17 protein-coding genes and 5 pseudogenes are annotated in these 21,079 nt (G+C 58.7%); 9 read left to right on the top strand and 13 right to left on the bottom strand.

From position 1 onward, the window contains the following. Positions 1-88: 88 nt before the first annotated feature. Both JQN66_RS17660 and JQN66_RS17655 read right to left on the bottom strand, forming a co-directional pair. A complete protein-coding gene (locus JQN66_RS17660; RefSeq protein ID WP_204676140.1) occupies positions 89-352 on the bottom strand; it encodes a hypothetical protein in 264 nt (87 codons plus the stop codon). Further along, a pseudogene (locus tag JQN66_RS17655) lies at positions 346-1,629 on the bottom strand (ISL3 family transposase). Before JQN66_RS17655 ends, JQN66_RS17660 begins: the two are co-directional and overlap by 7 nt. A gap of 604 nt (positions 1,630-2,233) precedes the next feature. Between JQN66_RS17655 and JQN66_RS17650 the strand changes: the two are divergent. Both JQN66_RS17650 and JQN66_RS17645 read left to right on the top strand, forming a co-directional pair. Further along, positions 2,234-2,428 (top strand): annotated as a pseudogene (locus JQN66_RS17650) (transposase); the annotation flags it as partial. Continuing rightward, positions 2,422-3,456: an IS630 family transposase gene (locus tag JQN66_RS17645; protein ID WP_053799268.1), complete on the top strand. Its 1,035-nt coding sequence runs from the start codon at positions 2,422-2,424 to the stop codon at positions 3,454-3,456. The pseudogene JQN66_RS17650 and the gene JQN66_RS17645, both read left to right, overlap by 7 nt. Before the next feature lie 24 nt (positions 3,457-3,480). Here JQN66_RS17645 and JQN66_RS17640 read toward each other — a convergent pair. Then, positions 3,481-3,636 (bottom strand): annotated as a pseudogene (locus JQN66_RS17640) (ATP-binding protein); the annotation flags it as partial. A gap of 24 nt (positions 3,637-3,660) precedes the next feature. After that, a complete protein-coding gene (locus JQN66_RS17635; RefSeq protein ID WP_082344926.1) occupies positions 3,661-4,437 on the bottom strand; it encodes an SDR family NAD(P)-dependent oxidoreductase in 777 nt (258 codons plus the stop codon). Between the two features lie 218 nt (positions 4,438-4,655). Here JQN66_RS17635 and JQN66_RS17630 point away from each other — a divergent pair, with 218 nt between their 5' ends. Further along, positions 4,656-6,269, top strand: coding sequence for an FAD-binding oxidoreductase (locus JQN66_RS17630; protein ID WP_204676139.1), 1,614 nt, complete (start codon positions 4,656-4,658; stop codon positions 6,267-6,269). 88 nt (positions 6,270-6,357) lie between these two features. Here JQN66_RS17630 and JQN66_RS17625 read toward each other — a convergent pair. From JQN66_RS17625 to JQN66_RS17610, 4 genes and pseudogenes are all read right to left on the bottom strand, one after another. After that, a pseudogene (locus JQN66_RS17625) lies at positions 6,358-7,531 on the bottom strand (IS3 family transposase). A 65-nt stretch (positions 7,532-7,596) separates the two neighbouring features. Then, positions 7,597-8,126, bottom strand: a pseudogene (locus tag JQN66_RS17620) (transposase family protein); the annotation flags it as partial. Positions 8,127-8,287: 161 nt separating this feature from the next. Next, positions 8,288-9,322 carry a helix-turn-helix domain-containing protein gene (locus JQN66_RS17615; RefSeq protein ID WP_204676138.1) on the bottom strand — a complete coding sequence of 345 codons (1,035 nt, stop codon included), beginning with the start codon at positions 9,320-9,322 and terminating at the stop codon, positions 8,288-8,290. A gap of 74 nt (positions 9,323-9,396) precedes the next feature. Next, on the bottom strand, positions 9,397-9,912 hold the full coding sequence (locus JQN66_RS17610; protein WP_239464081.1) for a LysR substrate-binding domain-containing protein: 516 nt from the start codon (positions 9,910-9,912) through the stop codon (positions 9,397-9,399). On the opposite strand from JQN66_RS17610, the gene JQN66_RS17605 reads away from it, so the two are divergent. Next, positions 9,817-10,548 carry an NAD(P)/FAD-dependent oxidoreductase gene (locus JQN66_RS17605; protein ID WP_338029225.1) on the top strand — a complete coding sequence of 244 codons (732 nt, stop codon included), beginning with the start codon at positions 9,817-9,819 and terminating at the stop codon, positions 10,546-10,548. The two genes, JQN66_RS17610 and JQN66_RS17605, sit on opposite strands and share 96 nt — an antisense overlap. 13 nt (positions 10,549-10,561) lie before the next feature. Here the strand turns inward: JQN66_RS17605 and JQN66_RS17600 are convergent, their stop codons facing one another. Beyond that, positions 10,562-11,791 (bottom strand): IS110 family RNA-guided transposase, encoded by a 1,230-nt coding sequence (locus JQN66_RS17600; RefSeq protein WP_183645216.1) that lies wholly within the window; start codon positions 11,789-11,791, stop codon positions 10,562-10,564. Positions 11,792-12,031: 240 nt separating this feature from the next. Between JQN66_RS17600 and JQN66_RS18745 the strand changes: the two genes are divergently transcribed. From JQN66_RS18745 to JQN66_RS17575, 5 genes are all read left to right on the top strand, one after another. Next, entirely contained in the window at positions 12,032-12,283 is a 252-nt protein-coding gene (locus JQN66_RS18745) for an FAD-dependent oxidoreductase (protein WP_204676135.1), read from the top strand. After that, positions 12,264-12,614 carry an oxidoreductase C-terminal domain-containing protein gene (locus JQN66_RS17590; protein WP_204676134.1) on the top strand — a complete coding sequence of 117 codons (351 nt, stop codon included), beginning with the start codon at positions 12,264-12,266 and terminating at the stop codon, positions 12,612-12,614. The genes JQN66_RS18745 and JQN66_RS17590 overlap by 20 nt, the downstream gene beginning before the upstream one ends. A gap of 174 nt (positions 12,615-12,788) precedes the next feature. Then, on the top strand, positions 12,789-13,322 hold the full coding sequence (locus JQN66_RS17585; RefSeq protein ID WP_053799263.1) for a TetR/AcrR family transcriptional regulator: 534 nt from the start codon (positions 12,789-12,791) through the stop codon (positions 13,320-13,322). A 247-nt stretch (positions 13,323-13,569) separates the two neighbouring features. Then, the gene (locus JQN66_RS17580; protein WP_082344923.1) at positions 13,570-14,808 is read left to right on the top strand and encodes an acetyl-CoA C-acyltransferase; all 1,239 of its coding nucleotides are present in this window, start codon (positions 13,570-13,572) and stop codon (positions 14,806-14,808) included. Further along, a complete protein-coding gene (locus JQN66_RS17575; RefSeq protein WP_053799262.1) occupies positions 14,805-15,230 on the top strand; it encodes a hotdog fold thioesterase in 426 nt (141 codons plus the stop codon). The genes JQN66_RS17580 and JQN66_RS17575 overlap by 4 nt, the downstream gene beginning before the upstream one ends. A 128-nt stretch (positions 15,231-15,358) precedes the next feature. Here the strand turns inward: JQN66_RS17575 and JQN66_RS17570 are convergent, their stop codons facing one another. The 4 genes from JQN66_RS17570 to JQN66_RS17555 form a co-directional block, all read right to left on the bottom strand. After that, positions 15,359-16,687, bottom strand: a complete 1,329-nt coding sequence (locus JQN66_RS17570; protein WP_053799261.1) for an NADH:flavin oxidoreductase — start codon at positions 16,685-16,687, stop codon at positions 15,359-15,361. A 797-nt stretch (positions 16,688-17,484) separates the two neighbouring features. Beyond that, positions 17,485-18,504, bottom strand: coding sequence for an ABC transporter permease (locus tag JQN66_RS17565; RefSeq protein ID WP_053799260.1), 1,020 nt, complete (start codon positions 18,502-18,504; stop codon positions 17,485-17,487). Between the two features lie 2 nt (positions 18,505-18,506). Further along, positions 18,507-19,460 (bottom strand): ABC transporter permease, encoded by a 954-nt coding sequence (locus JQN66_RS17560; RefSeq protein ID WP_204676133.1) that lies wholly within the window; start codon positions 19,458-19,460, stop codon positions 18,507-18,509. After that, positions 19,457-20,968: a sugar ABC transporter ATP-binding protein gene (locus tag JQN66_RS17555; RefSeq protein ID WP_146956012.1), complete on the bottom strand. Its 1,512-nt coding sequence runs from the start codon at positions 20,966-20,968 to the stop codon at positions 19,457-19,459. The genes JQN66_RS17560 and JQN66_RS17555 overlap by 4 nt, the downstream gene beginning before the upstream one ends. Between the last annotated feature and the right edge of the window lie 111 nt (positions 20,969-21,079).

The raw sequence follows: 21,079 nt of genomic DNA, 5'->3' as shown, positions 1-21,079 counted from the left end.
CTTCGTTGCCTGATGACGTGCCTGGCGTGGTTAATTACGCTGGCGTTAATACTTACTGCGGATGTTTCGCTCCTATTGGCGCGATCTCTTAGCTGAGCATGTTCACGGTGAAGAAACTCGTGCCAGCGGCGATCAGAAATAATGCTGGAATCCCGAGCCACCTGGGCAACATCACGGCTCCGCGAACACGTTCGCTAGAACTCGAATCGGAGCTTGAACGAGACTGTCCGAGAATGCTCAAAGTGAGCAATAACGCCGCGCCTGCAACCATGCAGATGATCCCATATGAAACATTCGATGACATGGGTTTAAAGGCTCTTAAAAGTTCAGCGTGGTGCAGGATGTTCAGCACGGCCGTAGCCCCGCCGTATACAACAATATCCGACGCCGATAATGACCATGATTCCGGTAGCCTCGACCGATCCGTTTCAGGTTCTTCGCCGTCAGATTCGCCGCCTCACTCCGCGCGTTCGTCAGCCTCGTTCGGATGAAGACCAGCAGCTGGCTGCGCCAGGCCGTGAGCGTGCGGAACAGCGACTTCGCCTCAACCATTTTCGTTGCTCTCACGGATTTCTCCAGCACCGCCCACCTCGACTGGAACTCATGGATATCCCTGGTCTTCAACAGCTGCCGCACGTGCTCCTTGATCCCGTAGATCACCCCCAGTTCGGGATCTGATTCGAGGATCAGCTTCAGGCGTTCAACCTGCGTGATCGACAGGTTCTCCAGATTACAGGTCAATAATTTCCGGTACTTGTAGGCCGGATCCGCCGCTCTTCCTCGGCGTTCATGCACCTCGTGGGAACGGCGCCGGCGTACCTGGGTGATCATCAAATTCGCGCGGGCAATCACATGGAAATGGTCCACGCTGATCTTCGCCTTGGGCAGGGTTTCCCGCACCGCTTTGCGGAACTCTGAAGACATATCAATGGCCACGAACTGGACCCTTTGACGCCAGTACCGCGGCCGGGACTTCAACCATTTGCGCACCGTCGCACCACGGCGCCCGTCGACGATATCCAGGATCTTGCCGGTATCCAGGTCGGTGAACACGATGGACCACGGCTCGATCCGCACGACTTTCCCGTTCCGGCCGCGGGCGTAGCGGACCTTGCGGAACCTGTGCTCGTCGATGCCCAGGCGCCGGACGAACATCCGGTCCACGTCCCCGACCAACTCCCCGACAGCGTTCAGCCGGGCCATCACCGCAGGCCAGGACACCCGTGCGCCGCGGCGACCCGGGAAACGGCGCGCAGCTCGCAGCTCGCAGCTCATCTCGTCCACCAGGCGCTGGGAAAGCCTGGTGGTGATCCTGGCCCGGAAGGGAATCTGCGCGGTGGTTTGCACGAACGAGCGGCGTTCGTAGGCAGGTTCCTGGCAGGCCATGCGGCGCTTGCGCACCTAGATCTGCAGGCCGTCACCGCCGGCGAGAAGGTCCTTGACCCGGTGCACCGGTCTGGCCTGGATCCTGGTGGTCAGCACCCCGCAGGAGGGGCAGGCTGCTTCGGTGGCGACCGGTTCGATGAGGACCTGCCGTCCGGCAGGTTCGTGGGTGGCGGTGATGACGTGGTAGTCGGTGAGGTTCAGCAGAATCGACGCAGCGTCGATTTGCCCGGTATCCTTGAACACGGCTCGTAGTTCCTTGCAGATGAATTTGTTTTAGTCGACATCCATCTTCGCAGAGGACTGCGAGCCTTACTTATTTTGGGGTCACCACGCTAAAAATCGAAAAGCCGGTTTAAACCGCTTTCACAAAAGATGTTTTCCTATTTCTCGCCTTTTGGTCGGGGGAAGAAGACAGGTGGGCTGCGTAAACAAAAAATAGCCCAAAGGCCAAAACCGTGAGCATCCCGATTACTTGGCAAGTTAACGTGGCCGGAACTCCTAGAACAAGCCAAGGAATAAAGGTAGAGAGGGAATCGAGCGTTAGCCCCGCAACGGTGCATTTTCCGTAAGGCTTCTTCATGCCGCCTCCTAATTAGCAGATCTTGCTATCGATATAAGCTCCTAGAGCTGAGAACGATGCAACTACTGCTGCCAGACCTCCAAGCTGAGCGCCACTTAGTGTAATGCCTGCGATAACAACACTTCCGCCACCAGTTGCAACTGTCGCCGCAGCCAACGCAGTAGCACCGATGCCGAAGAGAACTGCTGCTAGAGGAGTCGCACACCAAGTAGCAGCGGGTGAGCTGTCATGATCTTGTGAGACACGCGTTCGCAGGAGAATGAATGCATGTCCAAACGTCAGAAATTCACCCCGGAGTTCCGTGCCGAAGCGGTCGAACTGGTGATCTCATCCCAGAAAAGCCTGATCGAGGTCGCAGCATCGCTGGGCATCAACGAAGGAACCCTGGGTAACTGGGTCCGCGCTTACCGCGCCGAGCATCCCGACGCGAAAACCGAGCAACGCGGACCGGTGGAATGGGCTCCAGCGCGTCACTGGCCCTGCGCACCCGCACCGTCCTGCTGGCCGCCGACGGGGTGCCGAATATCCGCATCGTTGAATCCACCGGCTTCTCGGAACCGACGGTGCGCCGCTGGCGCACCCGTTACGAAGAATCCGGCATTCAAGGCCTGGGCGACGCACCCCGCCCAGGCAAGCCGCGGAAGATCGACGATTTGGCCATCCTCGCCGACACCCTGGCCAACGACGGGGTTCCCCCGGCCGAACTGGGGATCTCCCACTGGTCAGCCAGGATCATGGCCGAACGCCATCAGGTCTCCTTCTCCTCGGTAGCCCGGATCTGGCGGCGCTGGAAAATCCAGCCGCACCGGATTGAAACCTTCAAGTTCTCCACCGACCCGCAACTGGAAGCCAAGCTGCGCGACGTGGTCGGCCTCTACCTGTCCCCACCGGAGAACGCGGTGGTGGTGAGCATTGATGAGAAGACTCAGATCCAGGCGATGTCGCGCACGCAGCCGGTGCAGCCGTTGGCCCCGGAGCATCCGTTGCAGCAGACCCATGATTACCGGCGCAACGGCACCACCACGCTGTTTGCCGCGTTGGATGTCCTCACCGGGAAGTTGAGCGCGAGCAAGTTCTACCAGAAGCACACGAATGCCCAGTTCGTGGACTTCTTGCAGCAGGTCGCCGACGCGAACCTGGAGATCGAATTGCACGTGATCTGCGATAACTACCCCACGCACAAGCACCAGAACGTGAAGGACTGGCTGGCAGCGAACCCTCGGGTGATATTGCATTTCACTCCGACCAGTTGCTCCTGGCTGAACATGGTGGAGATCTTCTTCGGGATCATCACTCGCCAGTGCTTGAAGCGGTCAAACTTCGCGTCGATTCCCGAGTTGGAGGCCGCGGTGCACCGGTATATCGAACGGTATAACGAGGACGCGAAGCCGTTTGCCTGGACGAAGACCGCGGATCACCTCTTGGGCAAGATGATTCGCAAGGCCAAGGCTAACGTGTTGGAGCTGTATGAAACCCAACCAAATAATTAACACGGAACACTAGCCCAAAATCTTCTATACCTGCTTAGCGTTTCTCAGCAGATCCTCACGGTTCTTCACCCGGTACGAATCACCGGACAAGGACAACACTTCTGCATGATGAACCAAACGATCAATCATCGCTGAGGCGACAACATCATCGCCAAAGACCTCGCCCCACCGGCCAAAGGGATCTTCTGCACGGGAGTAAACTTTCTACATCACCGCGTGCGCTCCGCCGTCTACGACCAGGTGGGATCCAGTGACCCATTTGGCTTCATCTGAGGCGAAATAAAGTCCGGCGTACGCAACTGCCAGTGGATCGCCCGGCTTGCCGGAGATCGTGCGTTCAACGATCGGCGCTACCGGTGCTCTATCGCCCAGCTCGGCATACATGGCCAGGATCGGTGGGGTGGCCATGACGCCGGGGCTGACGCAATTGACTCGAACGCCCACCGCGATACCCTCCGCGGCTAGCTGCTTGGTCACCGCAATGACTGCACCCTTAGCAGCGGCGTGAGCCGCCTGCGGCAAGGCGCGCGCGCCTTGGACTCCGGCCACCGAACCGATATTCACAATTGCGCCACCGGATTTGGCCAAATGCGGCCATGCGCTCTGGCAGGCATGCCAGACCAGATCCAGCTCGTTCTGGATGGTGAAGCGGTAATCCTCACCGCTCATTTGGGTGAAGGGCGCAAATTTAGGCATGCTCGCATTGTTGTAGAGCACATCAACCTTGCCGAAGCGTTCGACGGCGCCGTTGATCCAGGCATCGATTGCCTCGCGCTGGCCCAGATCCACCGGAGCGCTGGAATCGATAGTTCCACCTTCGGCTTCGATGAGCCGAACCGTCTCTGCCGCGCTTTCCTCGTTGAGATCACAGCCGACCACTGTGGCGCCTTCGCGGGCAAAAAGCCTTGCGGTTTCCCGGCCCATGCCACCGCCGATACCTGTAAGCAGGACAATTTTTCCAGCTAGACGACCATCGGTCATGATGATTTCTCCATTTACTTAGATGCCTGTAGCTGACTTTATGCAATCACCTTCTTTTCACCGGTGGAACCCACAAGGCACCGATGGTGCAGTGCGTGCACACTTCTGTGCACGCACTGCACCATCGAGTGAGAGCTGCCCCACACGGGGGCAAGCTGGCGCACCATGGAACTCACACAATAGCTTCACCTTCAGCGCTATTTAGGAGACCTGAAAAGATGAGCAATACCTCTGAGACCACTACTCGTCCGCTTCCTCCGGGCGTCACCGAAGCCGACCTGGACAACGCCTTGGCAGCTTTTTCTGAAGCCATCGGAGCCGATAATGTAGCCACCGACGCTGAATCTTTGGAAGACTTCCAGGATCCCTTCCAAGACCCGGGCACTGCCACCAATGTGCCCTCCGGCGTTGTCAGTCCCCGGAGCACCGAGGACGTGCAGGCGATCGTGAAGATTGCCAACCAATACAACATCCCACTGTGGCCCATCGGCCGCGGCAAGAACAACGGCTACGGCGGTGCGGCACCGCAGGTGCGCGGCTCGGTGATGCTCTCCTTCCGGGAGATGAACAAAGTCCTGGAGATCAACGAAGAACTCGGCTACGCGATCGTGGAGCCGGGCGTGAGCTGGTACGACCTGCACGACGCCATCGAGGCCGGCGGGCATAACCTAGTGGCCTCCATCGTGGACATCGGTTGGGGAGGGGTCGTCTCCAATACGCTGGAGCACGGGCTGACCTACATGCCGTACTCGATCGACCAGGCCTCGCACTGCGGCTTCGAGGTGGTGCTGCCCAACGGGGACCTCATGCGCACCGGCTCGGGCGCCATGGACAACAACCCGACCTGGCCGCTGTACAAGCGCGGCCTAGGCCCGACCTCTACCGAGATGTTCATGCAGTCGAACTATGGCATCGTCACCAAGATGGGCTACTGGCTGATGCCCAAGCCTGAAACGTACATGCCATTGTGGCTGCGCGTCTGGGACGAGGAGCAGATGCCAGCAGTGGTGGACGCGCTGCGCGAGCTTATGCTCGACGGCACCATCGACATGCGTCCGCAGCTGTCCAACACGCTGTGCATGGCTTCAATGCTCACCACCCGCGCCGAGTGGTACGCCGGCGAGGGCCCGATGCCGGAAGAGGTCATCGACAAGATCGCCAAGGAGATGGGACTTGGGCGTTGGATGATGCGCTTTGCGCTCTATGGCGACGAGGCTGTGGTCGACTATAACTTCGCCAAGCTTAAGGCGCGTTTCCTGCAGATCCCGAGCGTTGACCTGGTAGGCCAAAAACATGGGAAAGAAGCCTGGGAGACGCTGCCCAATCCGCACGAACGGGTGCAGATCGGGGTGCCGAGCCAAGACCTGTACAAAATGGCCGGCTGGTCCGGCGGCGAAGAAGGCGGCCACGTCGATTTCTCGCCGGTCATTCCGCTCACCGGGAAGAATGCGATTGCCGCGCAGAAGATGATGCGGGAAATGTGCGCCGAGGCGGGACTTGATTTCCTCGGCGGCATGCTCCCCATCAACGCGCGGTCGACCACGTTCATCAACGTGATCGCCTTCGACACGAAGAACCCAGAACAAGTCGCTAACGCCTACGCCCTGGCCAAGCGGATGGTGGCCGAGGCGGGCAAGCGCGGATACGGCGAATACCGGGCGCACCTGTCCTTCATGGACCTGGCGGCGGACCAGTTCGGCTTCAACGACCACGCGCTGCGACGCTTCAACGAGCAGATCAAGGACACCCTTGACCCGAATGGGATCATTGCTCCGGGCAAGTCGGGGATCTGGGGCACTCGCCTGCGCGAAGCCGGATTCCCGCAGGCCTAAGCGAACTCAGGGTGCTAGCCCCTGCCGTCAGAGTGGGGACTAGCACCCTGACGTTTGGGTCTGCTGAAGGTTTGGTTGACACCAAGGTTTATGCTGCCAGAGCGACAGACTCGATCATTCTAGCCTCAAACTGAACCGGGGTCAGTTTCCCCAAACGTCGTTGCTTGCGCTTGCGGTGATACTTCCCCTCCAGCCAGGTCATGATCGCCAATCTCAGCTCCTGACGGGTCGTCCACCAGCGCCGGTCCAGCACATTCTTCTGCAACAGACTGAAGAACGACTCCATGGCCGCATTGTCACCGGCTGCCCCGACCCGGCCCATCGAACCGATCAGCCCGTGACGTTCCAGCGTTTGAGTGAATTTCCTGGACCGGAACTGGCTGCCGCGGTCACTGTGGACCTTGACTCCACGTGGGTAGCCACGGTGCGCAACTGCCATTTCCACGGCATTGACGGCCAGATGGGCCTTCATCCGCGAATCCATTGAATAGCCAACGATCCGGTTACTGAACACGTCTTTGATCGCACACAGGTACAGCTTTCCTTCGCTCGTAGGGTGCGAGGGCGTTATCGGTCAGCCACAGCTGGTTAGGCTGCTCGGCGGTGAAGTTCCGCTGCACCAGGTCATCATGCACCGGTGGACCAGCTGGTGAGTACTTACGCTGGCGTTTGCTGATCACTGAACGGATCCCTGCCTTGCGACATGACCGCCAGACCCTGCGCTCGGAAACTTGGTATCCGGCGTCTTCCAGATCATCGGCCAGCACACGGTACCCGCCCTCTGGATCTTCCTCGTGAAGCTCATGCAGCTTGCCGATCAGCTCCTGCTCTTCGATTTCCCGGGCAGAGACAGGGTTCTTCAGCCACTTGTAGTACGCCTGGGTGCTGAACCCCAAAACCCGGCACGTCACCGCCACTTCGAATATGTTTCCTGCCTGTTCGAGCGGCTAATTCTTGGACGAGCGGGCCCATTATTTTGGGGAACGAATATGCGACTGGGAAAGGTAGGCTGCGGCCTTGCGCAGCACCTCGTTCTCCATTTCTAATTCGCGGATGCGTTTGAGCGCTTGGGACATTTCTTTGCGTTCGTCAGCATCAGAGGCTGGGGTCATTCCGTGGGATTGGAATCTGGCATCGCGGACCCAAGTTTGCAGCGCTGTTTTGGATACTCCCAGATCCGCAGCGACTTGCTTCTGAGGAATCCCCGACTCTACGAGAGCGACGGCGTCCTTCTTGAATTCTTCGGTGAAGATTCTTGGCATGGTTTTTGTTCCTTCGTTTGAGCATAACCATAGCTGGGTTATGCGGTCGAAGTGTCAACCAAACCTTCAGCAGACCCGATCTTCGGATTGGCCAACCCCCAGATCACCGGCATGCCCTCAGGGGTGGCGACCAGGTAAAGCCGGAACCCCAGAAATACCGTGAATGCGAGGCGCAGTACCCGTAGCCGGCCTGCCCGGCCAGGTCCGAGCGTTTCACCGTTTCGCGTGACTGGCCGCAGGGCACCGGGGTGGAATCCAGCAGCCGCAGCACGTCGTTCCAGGTGGGGACGTCCTTGGCCAGGACGCTCAGGGTATGGGACACCAGGGGCGCGGCGGCGCGGATCCTCTTGTTGTATCCGGATTGCTGGGGAATATGCGGGAACATGCCAGCCAGGTGGGTGCGGGCGTAGCGGATCCACCGGGACTCGGAAGCGTCCCCGTGCAGCAGGTGCTGGGCCACAGCCAGGCAGAGCAGTTCCGCGTCGGTGAGTAATTGCCGTCGTCCTCGTCGTGGCCTTGCGGGCATGGTTGGGATGACATGGTCGGTGACGAACACGTAGAGTGTTGTCAGGAGGGTGTTTAGGTTTTTGTTCACACCATAATTCTTAACACTCTCCGCTAAGCATTAAAAGGCCTCCTGACCAGATTTTTGATCTGTTTCAGGAGGTCTTTTGTGTTGGAGTAGTTTAGGACTTACTCATCTAGTGTTCACAACGTCCCGGGGAACTACAGATAGGTGACTGAGAAGGTTTCACGCTAAGCAGCTAGACGGGCATCCCGTGGTGAGTAACCATGTACTTCGCGGAACGCCCGGCTGAAGCTTGCCGGGTGCAGATATCCCCATTTGGCCGCAATCGAGGCAACGGAACTTTCCGGGAAACGTCGTAGTTCCCCGGCGGCGCCTTCCAGTCGGCGTTCGCGAATCCATGCCGAGACGCCTAGCCCGGTTTGCGCGAAGAGCTTGTGCACGTAGCGGGTCGAAACGTAGTGGGCCTGTGCGATCAGTTCGGGCCCGAGCTGCGGATCGTGGAGTTGGTTCAGCGCGAAGCGTTGCATCTGCGCCAGGAGGGTCTGCGGCCGGGTGGCTAATGCCGAAGGGTTTTCTCGTTTGAACATGCTGGCCAGCATGGGCAGTAGCATTTGTGCGGCGCTTGGTCCGTCCCGTTCATCCAAGTTGCCGCCGAGCGCGGTGCGTGCCAGGTTCGCCAAGAACGGTGCCGTCAAGGTAGTCAGGCCACCTCTACTGCCGCCGCCAACCCGAATGGCGGTCTGGCCGACGATGGTTTCAGCCCGAGTCCCAATGAACCACTTGGGAACGCTGAATACGAGCACTTCGAATCCCCCGCGGCTTTCAAAGATTGAGGGAGTTGAGGTGTCTTGGCAGGCTAAGTCGCCGGGTCGCAGCAGGCATTGGCGCTCATCTTGCCCAATGAGAATCTCGCCCTTAGTGAGCAAATAGAGCAAGATGCTTTCCGGGTCGGCTGCAGCGATCATCTGCTGGGTGCGTGCCACTCGGTGTGCGAGTCCTTGGATGGATTGCACTGCCACCGAGCCGAGCTGGCCGCTGGCCAAGCGTGCTTCGAAAGACGGGGACACAAATTCCTCGACGCGCATGGGGAAGAAGCGTTCGGCAATCCCGGCGGACCAGTAATCCTGGCGCTCGGCGGCGGGCACCGAACGGGTGTCGAGTACGCCGGTCATCGTTGGGCCCCGAAGGAAAAAATGAGCATGGTTGGCATGACCTTTCCCCAAAAGTTCGATTCGTATCGTTTCGATTGTAATTCGGGTCACACATTAAAGCAATGAGTGGGCCCTGGACTCAGCGCGCTTTGAGGAAAGTTTGTCTTTGAGTTGAACGGGGACATTCAGCTTGGTTCGCTTACCTCCAACGCCTCGATGGCATAATCGATGACGGTTGGGGCGCGAGCGCTGGGTGTAAATCCCGTTGGCCAGACGGCAACCACCGAGGTCACTCCGCTGCGCGGATTTAGGTGGCGCGTCACCAGGCCCAGCCCCTCGCTGGACACCGGGGTATGGTTGGGACGTGACATCAGCAGGCTGTAGCTAAGGCCGCGCCCGACCAATGCACGCACGAGGTCGATCTGCGGAACGATGGCGCCGAATATCGGGGTCAGCTCGCGCTGAGAGAACAGTAATTGCGTGTAATCAGAGCTTGGAGCGGTATCGAGCATGACCAACGGCTTGGCTGCCAAATCGGCCAGATCGATAGACTGCGCACTAGCCAGCGAATCGGACTGCGCAAGCACCGCCATTACTTCTGTTTCATAAACAACACGCTGCAGGTTGCAGATTCGCTGCGCGGCAACGGATATACCGAGCAGATCACAATTGTTGCCGATGAGGCCGGGCTTCCATACCAACGGCCACAGTTGTCCAAGGACTTCCTCTCTCCGCAAGGCACACCCAAGCCATTGCCGCTGCGTGGTGAAAATTTCTTTTCGCAGAAGAACATCAACCTGCTCGACGGCGTTAGCGCCATCGACATCGACCGCCCGAACCGCCAGGTGGCATTGTCCAACGGAAACTCCCTAGGGTATACGCATTTGGTACTCGCTACCGGTGTACGTAACAGGCTCATTGAATGTCCGGGTTCGAAGCTCGATGGCGTGCATTCGCTGCGCACGTTGGACGATGTACAGGATCTGCACGCTGCGTTGCCCGCGGCCAAAAATGTGGTGGTCGTTGGGGCGGGATTTATCGGGCTCGAATTTGCTGCGGGTGCCAGAGCCCACGACTGCCATGTGACGGTACTGGAATTCGCCGCACGCCCAATGGCCCGTGCGCTCAGTGAGCCGATGAGCCAGTGGTTCGCACAAGCTCACCGGGACCTTGGTGTCGAGTTGCGGCTGAACGAGGGAATCGAAAGTTTCGAAGCGGCGGGTGGGGGGGTGTCCCTATGTTTTTCGTCAAGGCTTTGGAGGGATTTTCTTCAAAGTTTTTTGGGCCACTGTTTTTGGGCAGAGGTAGGTGGCTGGCGGTGCGTGTCCGCCAGCTGACAGCTCGGAACGGTCAGGCGGTTTTCGGGGTTGGGGCTTCGTAGAATGTGCCGTCCCGGAGCATCGCGAAGAGAACGTCGCAACGCCTGCGCGCGAGGGCGATGAGGGCTTGGTTGTGTCGTTTGCCTTCGGCGCGTTTCCGGTCGTAGTAGGCCCGTGAGAGAGGGTCTTTCAGAGCCGCGAACGCGGAGAGAAAGAAAGCCCGCTTGAGGGACTTGTTCCCTTTCTTGGAGGGGTGATCGCCTCGGATCGAGGTTCCGGAGCGCCACGTCACCGGGGCCAGCCCAGCGTAGGAGGCGAGGTGGCCGGAGGTCTGGAATTCCTTACCCGCAACTTCGGTGATGATGCGGGCTTCCGTCCTGACCCCGACCGCCGGCATAGAGGTCAGGACGGCATGAAGAGGGTGATCCTCCACGAGGGTTTCAACCTGAACGAGGAGCTCGTCACGGGCCGTGCGTAGCTGCTTGAGCATGGCAGCGAGCTGCGGCAATACGATGCTCGCGGCACCAGTTCCAGCGACTACCACGGTCTGCTCATCTAGGGCGGTGAAGATCTCGGTAGCCCAGCGTTTCCCAGCCCGCGGCGCATACTTCAAAAGCAAGGCCGTGACTCGGTTCTGGCCGGCCTTGCGGAGCTTATCCGGAGACGGATATTTGATCAGCAATTCGGCCATGGCGGGGTGATCGAGGTGCTTTCCCACCACCCGCTCCAGTGCCGGGTGGATCTGGGTCAACAACCCCCGAATCCGGTTCGAGGTTGCCGTTGCCTGCTTCGCCAGATCGTCATCGAAACCGCAGAGCATCGATAGTTCGGCGGCTTGCTCATCGGCGACGACGATGGAACGCAGGGTGTGTGGCAGGCTTCGGGCGGCTTCAGCAATGATGGCAGCGTCTCGAGCATCTGTCTTGGCTTCTCCGGGATGTAAATCCGCGATGCGGCGCATCGCCAGCCCGGGAATGTAGCCGACCAGTATTCCCTCGGCCTGGGCCACAGCAACGGGCAGGGCGCCGATGGTCGAGGGCTGATCAACGACCAACAACACGGTGCCTTTGCCGGCCACGGCCTTGATGATGGCACGGAGTTTGGCCTCGTCTTGGGGCAGTGCACGGTCGAGGATTTTCTTGCCCGTACGGTCGATCGCGACCGCATGGTGATTGCTCTTACCGACATCGACGCCGATGAAGATATCGACGTCCTCGTGGTTCTTGATCAACGCAAACCTCCCAGAAATAGTGTCATTCATTTCGGTGTTGGCTTGTCCTACGGCGGCAAGGCTCGGCATCCACGTTACGGCTGACCTGCACGGCGGTTCATTGTGCTGGTCCGGTCCCCATTAGCGATCCCCTGGCGCCTATCGAATCCCGGTGACAACACCCCCCGGATCATTGATGACTGGGGGACTTAATCATGCCGGGACCGACAGGCCAACCACCCCAAATCCTACTTATTTATGGGGCTACTAAAAAGGTAACGGGGAGAAGTAATGGCTGCGGTCTCGAGCACCCGGCAGCGATACCCGGCGGATCTGGTGTTAGTGGGCGTTGGCGTTTTACCCAACGTAGCTCTGGCTGAAAATGCCGGGCTCGAGACCTTGAACGGAATCGTGGTGGATCAGTGCCTGCGCACCTCGGACCCCAGCATCTTTGCCTTGGGCGACTGCGCCAATTTCCCTAATGTGCATTCGCCGGGCCGAACACGGCTTGAATCGGTGCAAAATGCTACGAACCCAAGCTAGGCATTTAGCCGGCAGTATTCTCGGCGACGAGAGCCCTTATGCGGATCTCCCATGGTTCTGGTCCACCCAAGGATCTTACCGCTTGCAAATAGCTGGCCTCAGCCAAGCTGGTGACGATACCCTGGTGCTCGGCGATCCCCAGACCGCGAAATTTTCGGTGCTGTGTTTCCGAGGTGAGGCCTTGGCGGCGGTCGAATCGGTCAACTTGCCGGCAGATCATCTGGCAGCCCGGAAGGTGATCGGAGCAGGAACCCGCATCACCCGCGCCGAGGCCGAAGAAGCAGGATTCGCGCTGAAAAATCGGGCGCGAGTTATTGCAGGAGCCGTCTGATCGGATTATCGCGGATGTTTGGTTTGGGTTCTTCCTTGTGGAAACAGACGGAAGCTCAAAATCTTGGAAGCGCCAGAGTGATTGTGTACGTTTCGTATTGAATGCGAAAACGCGTATGGTTGTGCCATGGCAATTAGAAGTGAAGGTAGTCGTCGAGCGATTCTCGAAGCAACCATGAAGTTGCTCGACAATTCAGGGCCCGCCGGTGTTTCCGTTCAGAAACTATCAATCGAGCGTATCGCCCGCGAGGCCGGAGTCAGCAAAACCACCATTTACCGTTGGTGGCCTAGCAAGGTTGCGGTGGTCATTGATACGTTCTTGGATAATCACGTAGCTCGCACTCCGGTTCGTGAAGATATCCCGGCTATCGATGCTCTGCGTGAGCACCTCAAATCCCTGACGGAGGTCTACGCCGGCGGCGAGGGTCGCCTGGTGGCCCAGCTCGTCGGTGAGTGCCAGCAGGATCACGCGGCGCTGACTGAGTTCAAGGAACGTTTCTGGAATCCGCGTGCGGCAGCGGTACGGGCGCTCATTGAACGGGTTATGGACGAGGGTGCGATGCGCTCGGACCTTGATCCGATGATGGTGACCGAGATGCTTTATGCTCCGGTGTACTTCCGACTGCTTGTTGAGTCTGGACCTCTGGACGCGGCCGCGGTTAACGAGATTTTGGAAACCGCCCTGAAGGGTCTCGCGGTGAGAAGATAAGACTCAAGAAATCCCTGCACCTTCACGAGCTCAGCTCGTGAAGGTGCAGGGATTTTTTCATGAGAAAAGTAGTTCACATTAGCCATAAACGATCATTATTCTTGTGGGGTACGATACGGTTCGTATATATTTATTTCTGAGCGCATTGATGGAACTTTTTCTACTCTATGGCGCAGGCCTGAGCTATTTTCATGCCAATCAAAACATTTCACGCGGTCTGCGGAGCTGAACCCGGCAAGCTGCCGCCATGAAAGGAATCGTCAACGTGAGTACAGCCATTGCAGCGAATGATGCGGTGATAGTCGCCTATAGCAGGACGCCTATCGGTCGTGCACGCAAGGGTTCCCTTGCGGGGGAACGCCCGGAAGATCTTGGGTTAGCCGCAGTGCGCGGTGCTATGGCCAAGCTCCCGCAGCTCCAGGGCGAGCATATCGCCGACTCCTACTTCGGCTGCGCCATGCCGCAGGGCGCGCAAGGGGATAATGTGGGCCGCCGAATTATGGTGCTCGCCGGACTGGACAATGTACCCGCGGCGACGGTGAATCGATTTTGCGCATCCTCGTTGCAAGCTACCGCTATGGCAGCCCAAGCGATCCGTGCAGGGGATGGAGAGGTGTTCGTGGTCGGAGGCGTTGAGTCAACGAGCAGCACCCCACCGATCACCGACTCTCCATACCCCGGGTTCGCGCAATCCGCCCACCGTGCTGACGAGCTCTTTGAATCCGGTGCGCAGTGGAGCGACCCGCGAACCGCAGGCCAACTGCCTGATATTTACATCTCCATGGGCAAGACCGCAGAATTTGTTGCCCGGAAAACAGGTACGACAAGAGCGGACCAAGATCAATGGGCGCTGAACTCTCAACTACGCGCTTCCCAAGCAGTTAAGGAGGGGTACTTCGCACGGGAAATCACGCCGTTCACCACCGCTGCCGGCATGCTGATGAAAGATGATGACGGGCCGCGGCCCAGCACCAGCTTGGAAACGCTATCCGGACTAAAACCGGTATTCCATGAATCCGGCACGGTGACCGCCGGCAATGCAAGCCCGTTGAACGACGGAGCCTCCGCGCTAGTCGTAATGAGCGCACAACGCGCAGATGAATTGGGATTGACCCCGCTGGCACGTATTCTGGGTAGCGCGGCCAGCGGACTTTCCCCTGAAATTATGGGTCTAGGACCTGTGGAGTCTTCCCGGCGCCTGCTTCAGCGACTGGGCTTGGGAATCAATGACATTGACATTGTGGAACTCAACGAGGCATTCGCCGCACAGGTAGTTCCTACGGTGCGGGAATTGGGTGCCGACCCGGAGAGGGTCAATCCCTTTGGCGGTGCCATCGCTCTGGGTCACCCATTTGGTGCCACAGGTGCCAGGCTTGTGGGCACTCTGGTTAATGGATTGCAAGCCAAGGATGGAACTCTCGGTTTGGCGACGCTTTGCGTGGGTGGCGGCCAGGGAATGGCGATGGTTGTGGAGCGTTTATCATGAGTCAACAAGCCCAGATTGCCGAACCGGCACACTCGATGCTTGCCGCAGACAAGAGTCTGGAACGGCTGGGGATCCGCGTGTTGAGCGCCAGCGAAGGGCGCGCCACCGCGGTGTTGCAGGTGGAAGCCGATATGGCCAACGGACACGGCATTGCCCACGGTGGCTACGTTTTTGCCGTGGCGGATACCGCCTTTGCCATGGCTGCGAACACCTTCGGCGCGGGCATTGCCACGGCCGAGGCCGATATCTCTTATCTCAGCCCGGCCCATATTGGCGAAGAGCTGGTGGCTCAGGCCGAAGTGACTTTCCATGAAGGGCGGCGAATGATTGTCGACGTCCTGGTGCGTGCCGGAAAGCGGACCGTGGCAGTTTATCGGGGCAGTGGACGAGCATTGCGCACGGGGACCGAACCGACCATGTAATGTCCAACGACAAGGCACCCGAAGAATGCTCAGTCTCCTCGGGTGCCTTTTGTACTTCAATGACCAGAAGCACATAGCAAAACTGCGCCCGAGTTCCGTCTGGAATCCGGACGCAGTTTCCTAGTGGACTACTTCTTGGCGTCCTTGGCCATCTTGGCGTTGGCCAGCTTGTCGGCAAGGCCCATCAGCGAGGGCGACCCTGCCGCGGCAATGACAAAGGCATCTACCGGACGCTTCAGCTTGGTAGCCAAGGATTCGTCGGCACCGGCCAGTGCCGCTTCACGACCCATGGCAGGGTTCAGGTGGCAACGAACCGGGACGTTGAGAATCAATCGACGCAGGCATGAATTGTCATGGTCGCACCAGTTGATCTTTTCCTGTTGGCCTTCGAGTACCTTATTGGGGAATTCGGGGTCGGCCAGCAGCTGGCGGGCGAGCATAATTCCGTCGGCATAGCCGTCCTCGATTGCCTGCGCAGCCTGCTGCGGTTCGTAGGTGTTGCTGAGCAAGAGCGGTACATTCGGCAAATGTTTGCGGAAGATCTGCGGCTCACTGTGCGCCAGCATCTGTCCTGAAGAGGACGGGAGATTGTCGTCCATCGACTCGTAATTCGCATCGGTCAGCGCGATGTACCCGACACCTTCCTTGACGACATAGGTCATGACTTCGGCAAAACCTTCCGGACCCTGGCCGTCGGGCAGGTGGTCGTTCACGCTCATGCGTACGCCCACCGGGTAGTCGGGGCCGACTTCGGCACGGATCGCTCTAATGGTGTCCGCTAGGAAGCGGGCGCGGTTCTCCGCGCTGCCACCGTACTCATCGCTGCGCCAGTTGGTGCGGGGGGAGAAAAAGGATGAGTAGAGGTAGCGCATATGGGCACCGATCTCGATGCCGTCGAACCCCGCTGCCTTGGCGCGCAGTACCGCGGCGACGGTCTCGTTCTGGACCTCGAGCAGCTCTTCCCTGGTGATTTCTTCAGGAGTTGGGTTGGTCCGTCCGCCGGGGATATACATTCCATGGGGCAAGCGCGGTGCCGCCATGCGCACCGGCTTCGGGCTGGCGGCGCGGGTGGTGCGTCCCTCTCCCGGTACTCCCATGGCGCCGAAGGCCGGAAAGATCTGCGCGAAGAGGGGCACATCGTACGCGTGGACCGCGTCTACCATCTTCTTGAGTCCTGGAATGAACCGGTCATTATCAAAACGCATGAGTGGCTGGAAGGGTGCCTCCGCATATCCGCTTTCGGTGGCCACGGTGCCGCCAACGATCAGCAGACCCGCGCCGCCCTTGGCGCGGGTGGTGAGGAAAGCGATGGTCTGTTCGCTGGGACTTCCGTCCTTGGTTGGCTGCAGCACTGCCATCGGGCTGAGCACAAAGCGGTTCTTGATCGTCAGCCCGTCGATTTTCCAGGAGCTGGAAAGAACCTTGGAGGCGGACACGGTGCTGGTCTCGGTAGACATTTTTCTCCTTGAAAGGACTGCAAACGTTCGGAAAGCTCATCAGTAATTGAATTCGACTCGTTTCGTATCGTATCGCGTTTGTGACCTGGTGCATATCATTTTCGAGAATTTTTCAGACTATGACCTGCTGAAGACTTCCGCTCAGCTGGCAGAAAATGGGCCAACGAATCGCCGACTTGGGGTAATGGCCTCAATTCGCCGGAGGGGCAAGGGGCCGACGTTGACAATGTGCCCTAAGCCGCTAGCCTCCACCCACTCTTTTGCGTTAACCGCCGGGGCGCATTTGATGGAAGGATGTTTTGCCGGAGCAGGCTCATTCGACCACCGAATCAGAAACAGTGCCTTTCGCCGTGTGAGTCACCACCACAGTCGACGCCGCACACGTGGATGTCGCCAAGGTGCAAGGCTTCTTCAAGGAAGTAGGACTGGATGCCATGCCAACGATCATCCAAACCGCTGTGACTGTCGTCCTTCTCTGCTCAATGATGAACTTCAGAATGTGCTGATGGCTTCGGTTACAACCGTGGCCGCGACGTGGCGGAAATTGCCGGGGCCAAGCATCTGGTCCTAATCCATCTTGCTCCGGTCGATACTCCGTTCTCGCTATGGGGCAAGTCTCAGCAGGGGAATTCGGGCTGCTCATCGTTGGGGCTGAACTTCATGAGCTTTGGTGTGGGCTCTCTTAAGGGATCCCGCAAACCGCGGGAGTTATAGCAGACGAATCAAAGCAGGCGGTTGCCCAGGCCAAATGGCCTGGGCAACCGCCTGCTTTGTATTGTGCGAAAACGAGACTTTGCTTAGAACCTGTTGCGTACGTGCCGTTCGCGTCCATAGAGCGAAACCACGGCGAGGATGATGACGCCGAACACGATGCGGCTTTGCGCCTCGGATAATCCATTGCTCACAATGATCGTCGAAAGCAAGGTGAGAATCAGTGCGCCCAGCAGCGTGCGGGTATAACTGCCGTGGATTGAGCCGAAGATCGTTCCACCAACCAGCACCGCCGCTAGTCCGGAAAACAGGTAGGGATCGCCGATGGTCTGTGACCAGCCCGAACCATAGGCGGCAATGAATACCCCGGCAAGGCCAGCGAAGGCACCGGAAGCGGCAAAGACCAGAACCCAGACGATTGAGGTTCGTATTCTTGTCAGTCCCGCGGCTCTGAAGTTAACTCCCGTCGCATAAAGCCGGCGTCCTGCGGTGGTGCGGTTCAAGAAGACCCACAGGGCGACACCGAGCAGCAACACGATCAGAATGATTGGTGGGAACGGAAGCCCGAAGGTCGTTGCGCGAAGGCTGGCCAGGGAACGCAGCGAATCATGGGGTACCGAGGAATAATCGCCATCCGCCAAGAACAGCGTGGCGCCGGTTAGAGCTGCGCCGGTGCCCAGAGTGACTACCAGTGGTTGGACGGCAAAACGATGGCAGATCCAGCCAATCAGGGCGCCGATGCCGCCACACACGAGGATGGTGAGCAGTATTGCCAGCATTGGCGACAGGCCCAGTTTGCCCGTGGCATTGGCTGCCATGAAGGCGCCAAAGAGTATGTAGCCAGGCGTTGCAAGATCCAATCCACCAAGAATGACGACCAATGTTTGGCCCATCGCCGCTAGTGCCAGCAAGGATGCGATCAACAGCAACGAGGTCACCGAACGTGGGTTGAAGATGGAGGGAATGCTGATTAATAGCCAAGCCGCCAAGACGAGCAAGACCAAGGCTTGCAATACTGGCAGCTCAACAAGTATCCGCTTGATCTTCGGGCCGAGGCGTCGTTCTGCCGAGGCCGTTTGCTTTCTGATGGTGGTGCTCTTGCTCATGATCAAACCTTCTTTAACCGTGGAGTAAGTAACGTGGCTCCCAAGACGACACCTACGACGAGCAGAGCGCCGTAGGCGAACTGAATCAGGCTAGGTGCGACGCCGGAGGCGGTCAGCAGCTGTTGGAGCAGGTAGATGCAGATGGCCCCGAACAGTGCGCCGAGCAACCCGCCTCGGCCTCCGGCCAGGCTGGTCCCGCCAAGCACCGCAGCCGCCAATCCCAGCAGCGCGTAGGTGGTGGCCAAGGAAGACTGTGAGGACTGCACAATGGCAGTTAGCGCGATACCGGCGATACCGGCGAACAAGCCGCCTACCGAGTAGGCGAGAATGCGCACCGCGGTGGTATTCACTCCAGAGCCGAACGCCGAAATATCACTTTCGCCCGTGGCCAGCAGGTTGCTGACAAAGGCAGTACGGCGTAGTCCAAACCAAATCAGAGCGGCGGCACCGATGGAGATCAGTGCGCCAGGAATGATTCCAACGCTGCCTGCGAAGACCTCGGTCCAGTTATCCGGGGCTGCAATCGGGTTCTGCGCGATGGTCAGCGACAATCCGATGAGCAGGAAGAGCATTCCGGTGGTGGCGACCACGGGGTGCAAGCGCAAAACTGCGATCAGTACCCCATTGATTGCCCCGATGGCTGCGGCCAGCAATAGCACGAGGGGCGCAGCCACCTGCCAGTTGCCCAGCCCCGCGGGAATCAGGATGGCGACAAAGAAGCAATTGATGAAAGTTGCCAGCGGGCCCACCGAAATATCGATGCCTCCAGAGAGGATGGCCGGCGTTGAGGCAAACCCTACGAGCACAAACGGGGCCAGTGTGGAAAGCGTGGCGGGAAGCCGTTGCGGGGATAAGAAGGACGGGGAAATAAGGAGATTCAGTCCCAGCAAAACGAGTGCAAGCAGCAGTGCAAAGGCGAAAGGCCAGCGTTGGAGGAGCTGTTGGACGCGGCTCATGAGTGCACCTCTGATTTCTGGCCGAAGTAGGCCGCGACAATTGATTCGGTGGATAGCTCAGGATGGGCGATTTCGGCAAATACTTGCTGATCGCGGAAGACCAAAACTCGGTCCGCCAGGTCAACGAGTTCGTCGACTTCACTGGAGAGCACCACTACGCTGAGCCCTTCGGCGCTGAGTCGGTCCAAGATTGCATAGATCTCCCGCTTGGTGCCGATATCTACTCCGCGAGTCGGGTCGTTCAGAAGCAATACCTTGGGGTCGGTGGCGAGCCATCGGGCGAGCAAGACCTTTTGCTGGTTGCCTCCGGAGAGGGTGGAAATCGCGTCTTTGGCGGTGCCGAAGCGAAGTGCCAGCGATTGGGCGAATGCGTTGAATCTCTGGGAGATGCTCTTAGTGTTCAGCAGCCCGCGGTGGCGATCTTGATGCAACGTGGGCAGAGCGAAATTCTCTTGGATGGACATCGACTCGAATAGCGATTCGCCGCGGCGTTCACGTGGCAGATAAGCCACGCCGAGGCGGTCGCCATTACGAGCAGTCAGCGGTGTCTGCGTATCTTTCTCCCCGGTGCGCACTACCGTTCCCGGACCGGAGGCAACACCTGCGAGGCGTTTGATGAATAGATCTTGGCCGTGGCCTTCGAGCCCGGCCAGTCCCACGATTTCACCGGCGCGCAGTTCCAGATTGATGGCTGTCGACGTGGGCGTCAGCCGCAGGTCAAGACTTCGAAGGAGCAATTCTCCGGGCGTATGAGGTTGGCGTACCGTCACCTCGTGATCGGAGCGCCCGGTCATTTCGGAAATAAGGGCGTCGATTGACAGGTTGTCGCGTTCAACGGTGAAGACGCTGTGCCCTGAGCGCAGCACTGAGACTCGATCCGAAATTTCTGCCACCTCGTCCATCCGGTGGGAAATGAAGAGAATCGCGGTGCCGAGTGTAGTGAGTCGACGCATCTCAGCAAAGAGACGGTCCCTGGTTTGTACATCCAAGGATGCCGTCGATTCGTCCAGCACAAGAACTTTCGGGCCTCGGACCAGTGCCCGGGCGATGCACACCGCTTGACGTTCGGACAGTGAAAGTTGTCCCGCCGGCTGGTCCAAATCAATGTTTGGGACGATGCGGGTGAGTACTTCCTGGGCAAGCATGCGCTGTTTGGTGCGGCTTAATTTGTGTCGAAAAATGCCGTGTGAACCAAGCCAGACGTTGTCGAGTACCGTTTGGCTCCCGGCGGTTAAGACTTCTTGGAATACCGTAGCGATTCCCAAGTCCGCCGCTTGTTTGGGTGAGCGGCTGTAGACCGGTTCGCCATTAAAAGTCAGGGTTCCCGAATCTGGCCGGTGCACCCCGCCAATGATCTTTACGAGGGTGCTTTTGCCCGAACCGTTTTCGCCCAAGAGTGTGTGAATCTCACCGGGTCGGAGGTGGAGCTGGCCGTCGCTCAGTGCTTGTGTAGCGCCGAAGCGTTTGCTCACCCCTTTGAGCTCTAGGCCTGCTGGCTGATGTGTCACTGGTGGTCCCCTTTTGTGAAAATTTGTGATGCCCGCTACATTCGAAACTAGACGAACCGTACCGCATGTGTCTAGTCTTATGCGATACGCTACGAAGCGTTTCACTCGATG

It is taken from the genome of Glutamicibacter protophormiae, assembly GCF_016894325.1.
Taxonomy (GTDB): Bacteria; Actinomycetota; Actinomycetes; order Actinomycetales; family Micrococcaceae; genus Glutamicibacter; species Glutamicibacter protophormiae.
Note: the sequence above shows the minus strand (reverse complement) of the source record. Positions and strands in the feature narration are given on the sequence as shown.

Excerpts from the sequence above, each read along its gene's own strand:
- JQN66_RS17645 (WP_053799268.1), top strand. The coding sequence starts at position 2,422 with ATGGGCTCCAGCGCGTCACTGGCCCTGCGCACCCGCACCGTCCTGCTG.
- JQN66_RS17635 (WP_082344926.1), bottom strand. The coding sequence starts at position 4,437 with ATGACCGATGGTCGTCTAGCTGGAAAAATTGTCCTGCTTACAGGTATC.
- JQN66_RS17630 (WP_204676139.1), top strand. The coding sequence starts at position 4,656 with ATGAGCAATACCTCTGAGACCACTACTCGTCCGCTTCCTCCGGGCGTC.
- JQN66_RS17600 (WP_183645216.1), bottom strand. The coding sequence starts at position 11,791 with ATGAATGACACTATTTCTGGGAGGTTTGCGTTGATCAAGAACCACGAG.
- JQN66_RS18745 (WP_204676135.1), top strand. The coding sequence starts at position 12,032 with ATGGCTGCGGTCTCGAGCACCCGGCAGCGATACCCGGCGGATCTGGTG.
- JQN66_RS17590 (WP_204676134.1), top strand. The coding sequence starts at position 12,264 with ATGCTACGAACCCAAGCTAGGCATTTAGCCGGCAGTATTCTCGGCGAC.
- JQN66_RS17585 (WP_053799263.1), top strand. The coding sequence starts at position 12,789 with ATGAAGTTGCTCGACAATTCAGGGCCCGCCGGTGTTTCCGTTCAGAAA.
- JQN66_RS17580 (WP_082344923.1), top strand. The coding sequence starts at position 13,570 with ATGAAAGGAATCGTCAACGTGAGTACAGCCATTGCAGCGAATGATGCG.
- JQN66_RS17575 (WP_053799262.1), top strand. The coding sequence starts at position 14,805 with ATGAGTCAACAAGCCCAGATTGCCGAACCGGCACACTCGATGCTTGCC.
- JQN66_RS17570 (WP_053799261.1), bottom strand. The coding sequence starts at position 16,687 with ATGTCTACCGAGACCAGCACCGTGTCCGCCTCCAAGGTTCTTTCCAGC.
- JQN66_RS17565 (WP_053799260.1), bottom strand. The coding sequence starts at position 18,504 with ATGAGCAAGAGCACCACCATCAGAAAGCAAACGGCCTCGGCAGAACGA.
- JQN66_RS17560 (WP_204676133.1), bottom strand. The coding sequence starts at position 19,460 with ATGAGCCGCGTCCAACAGCTCCTCCAACGCTGGCCTTTCGCCTTTGCA.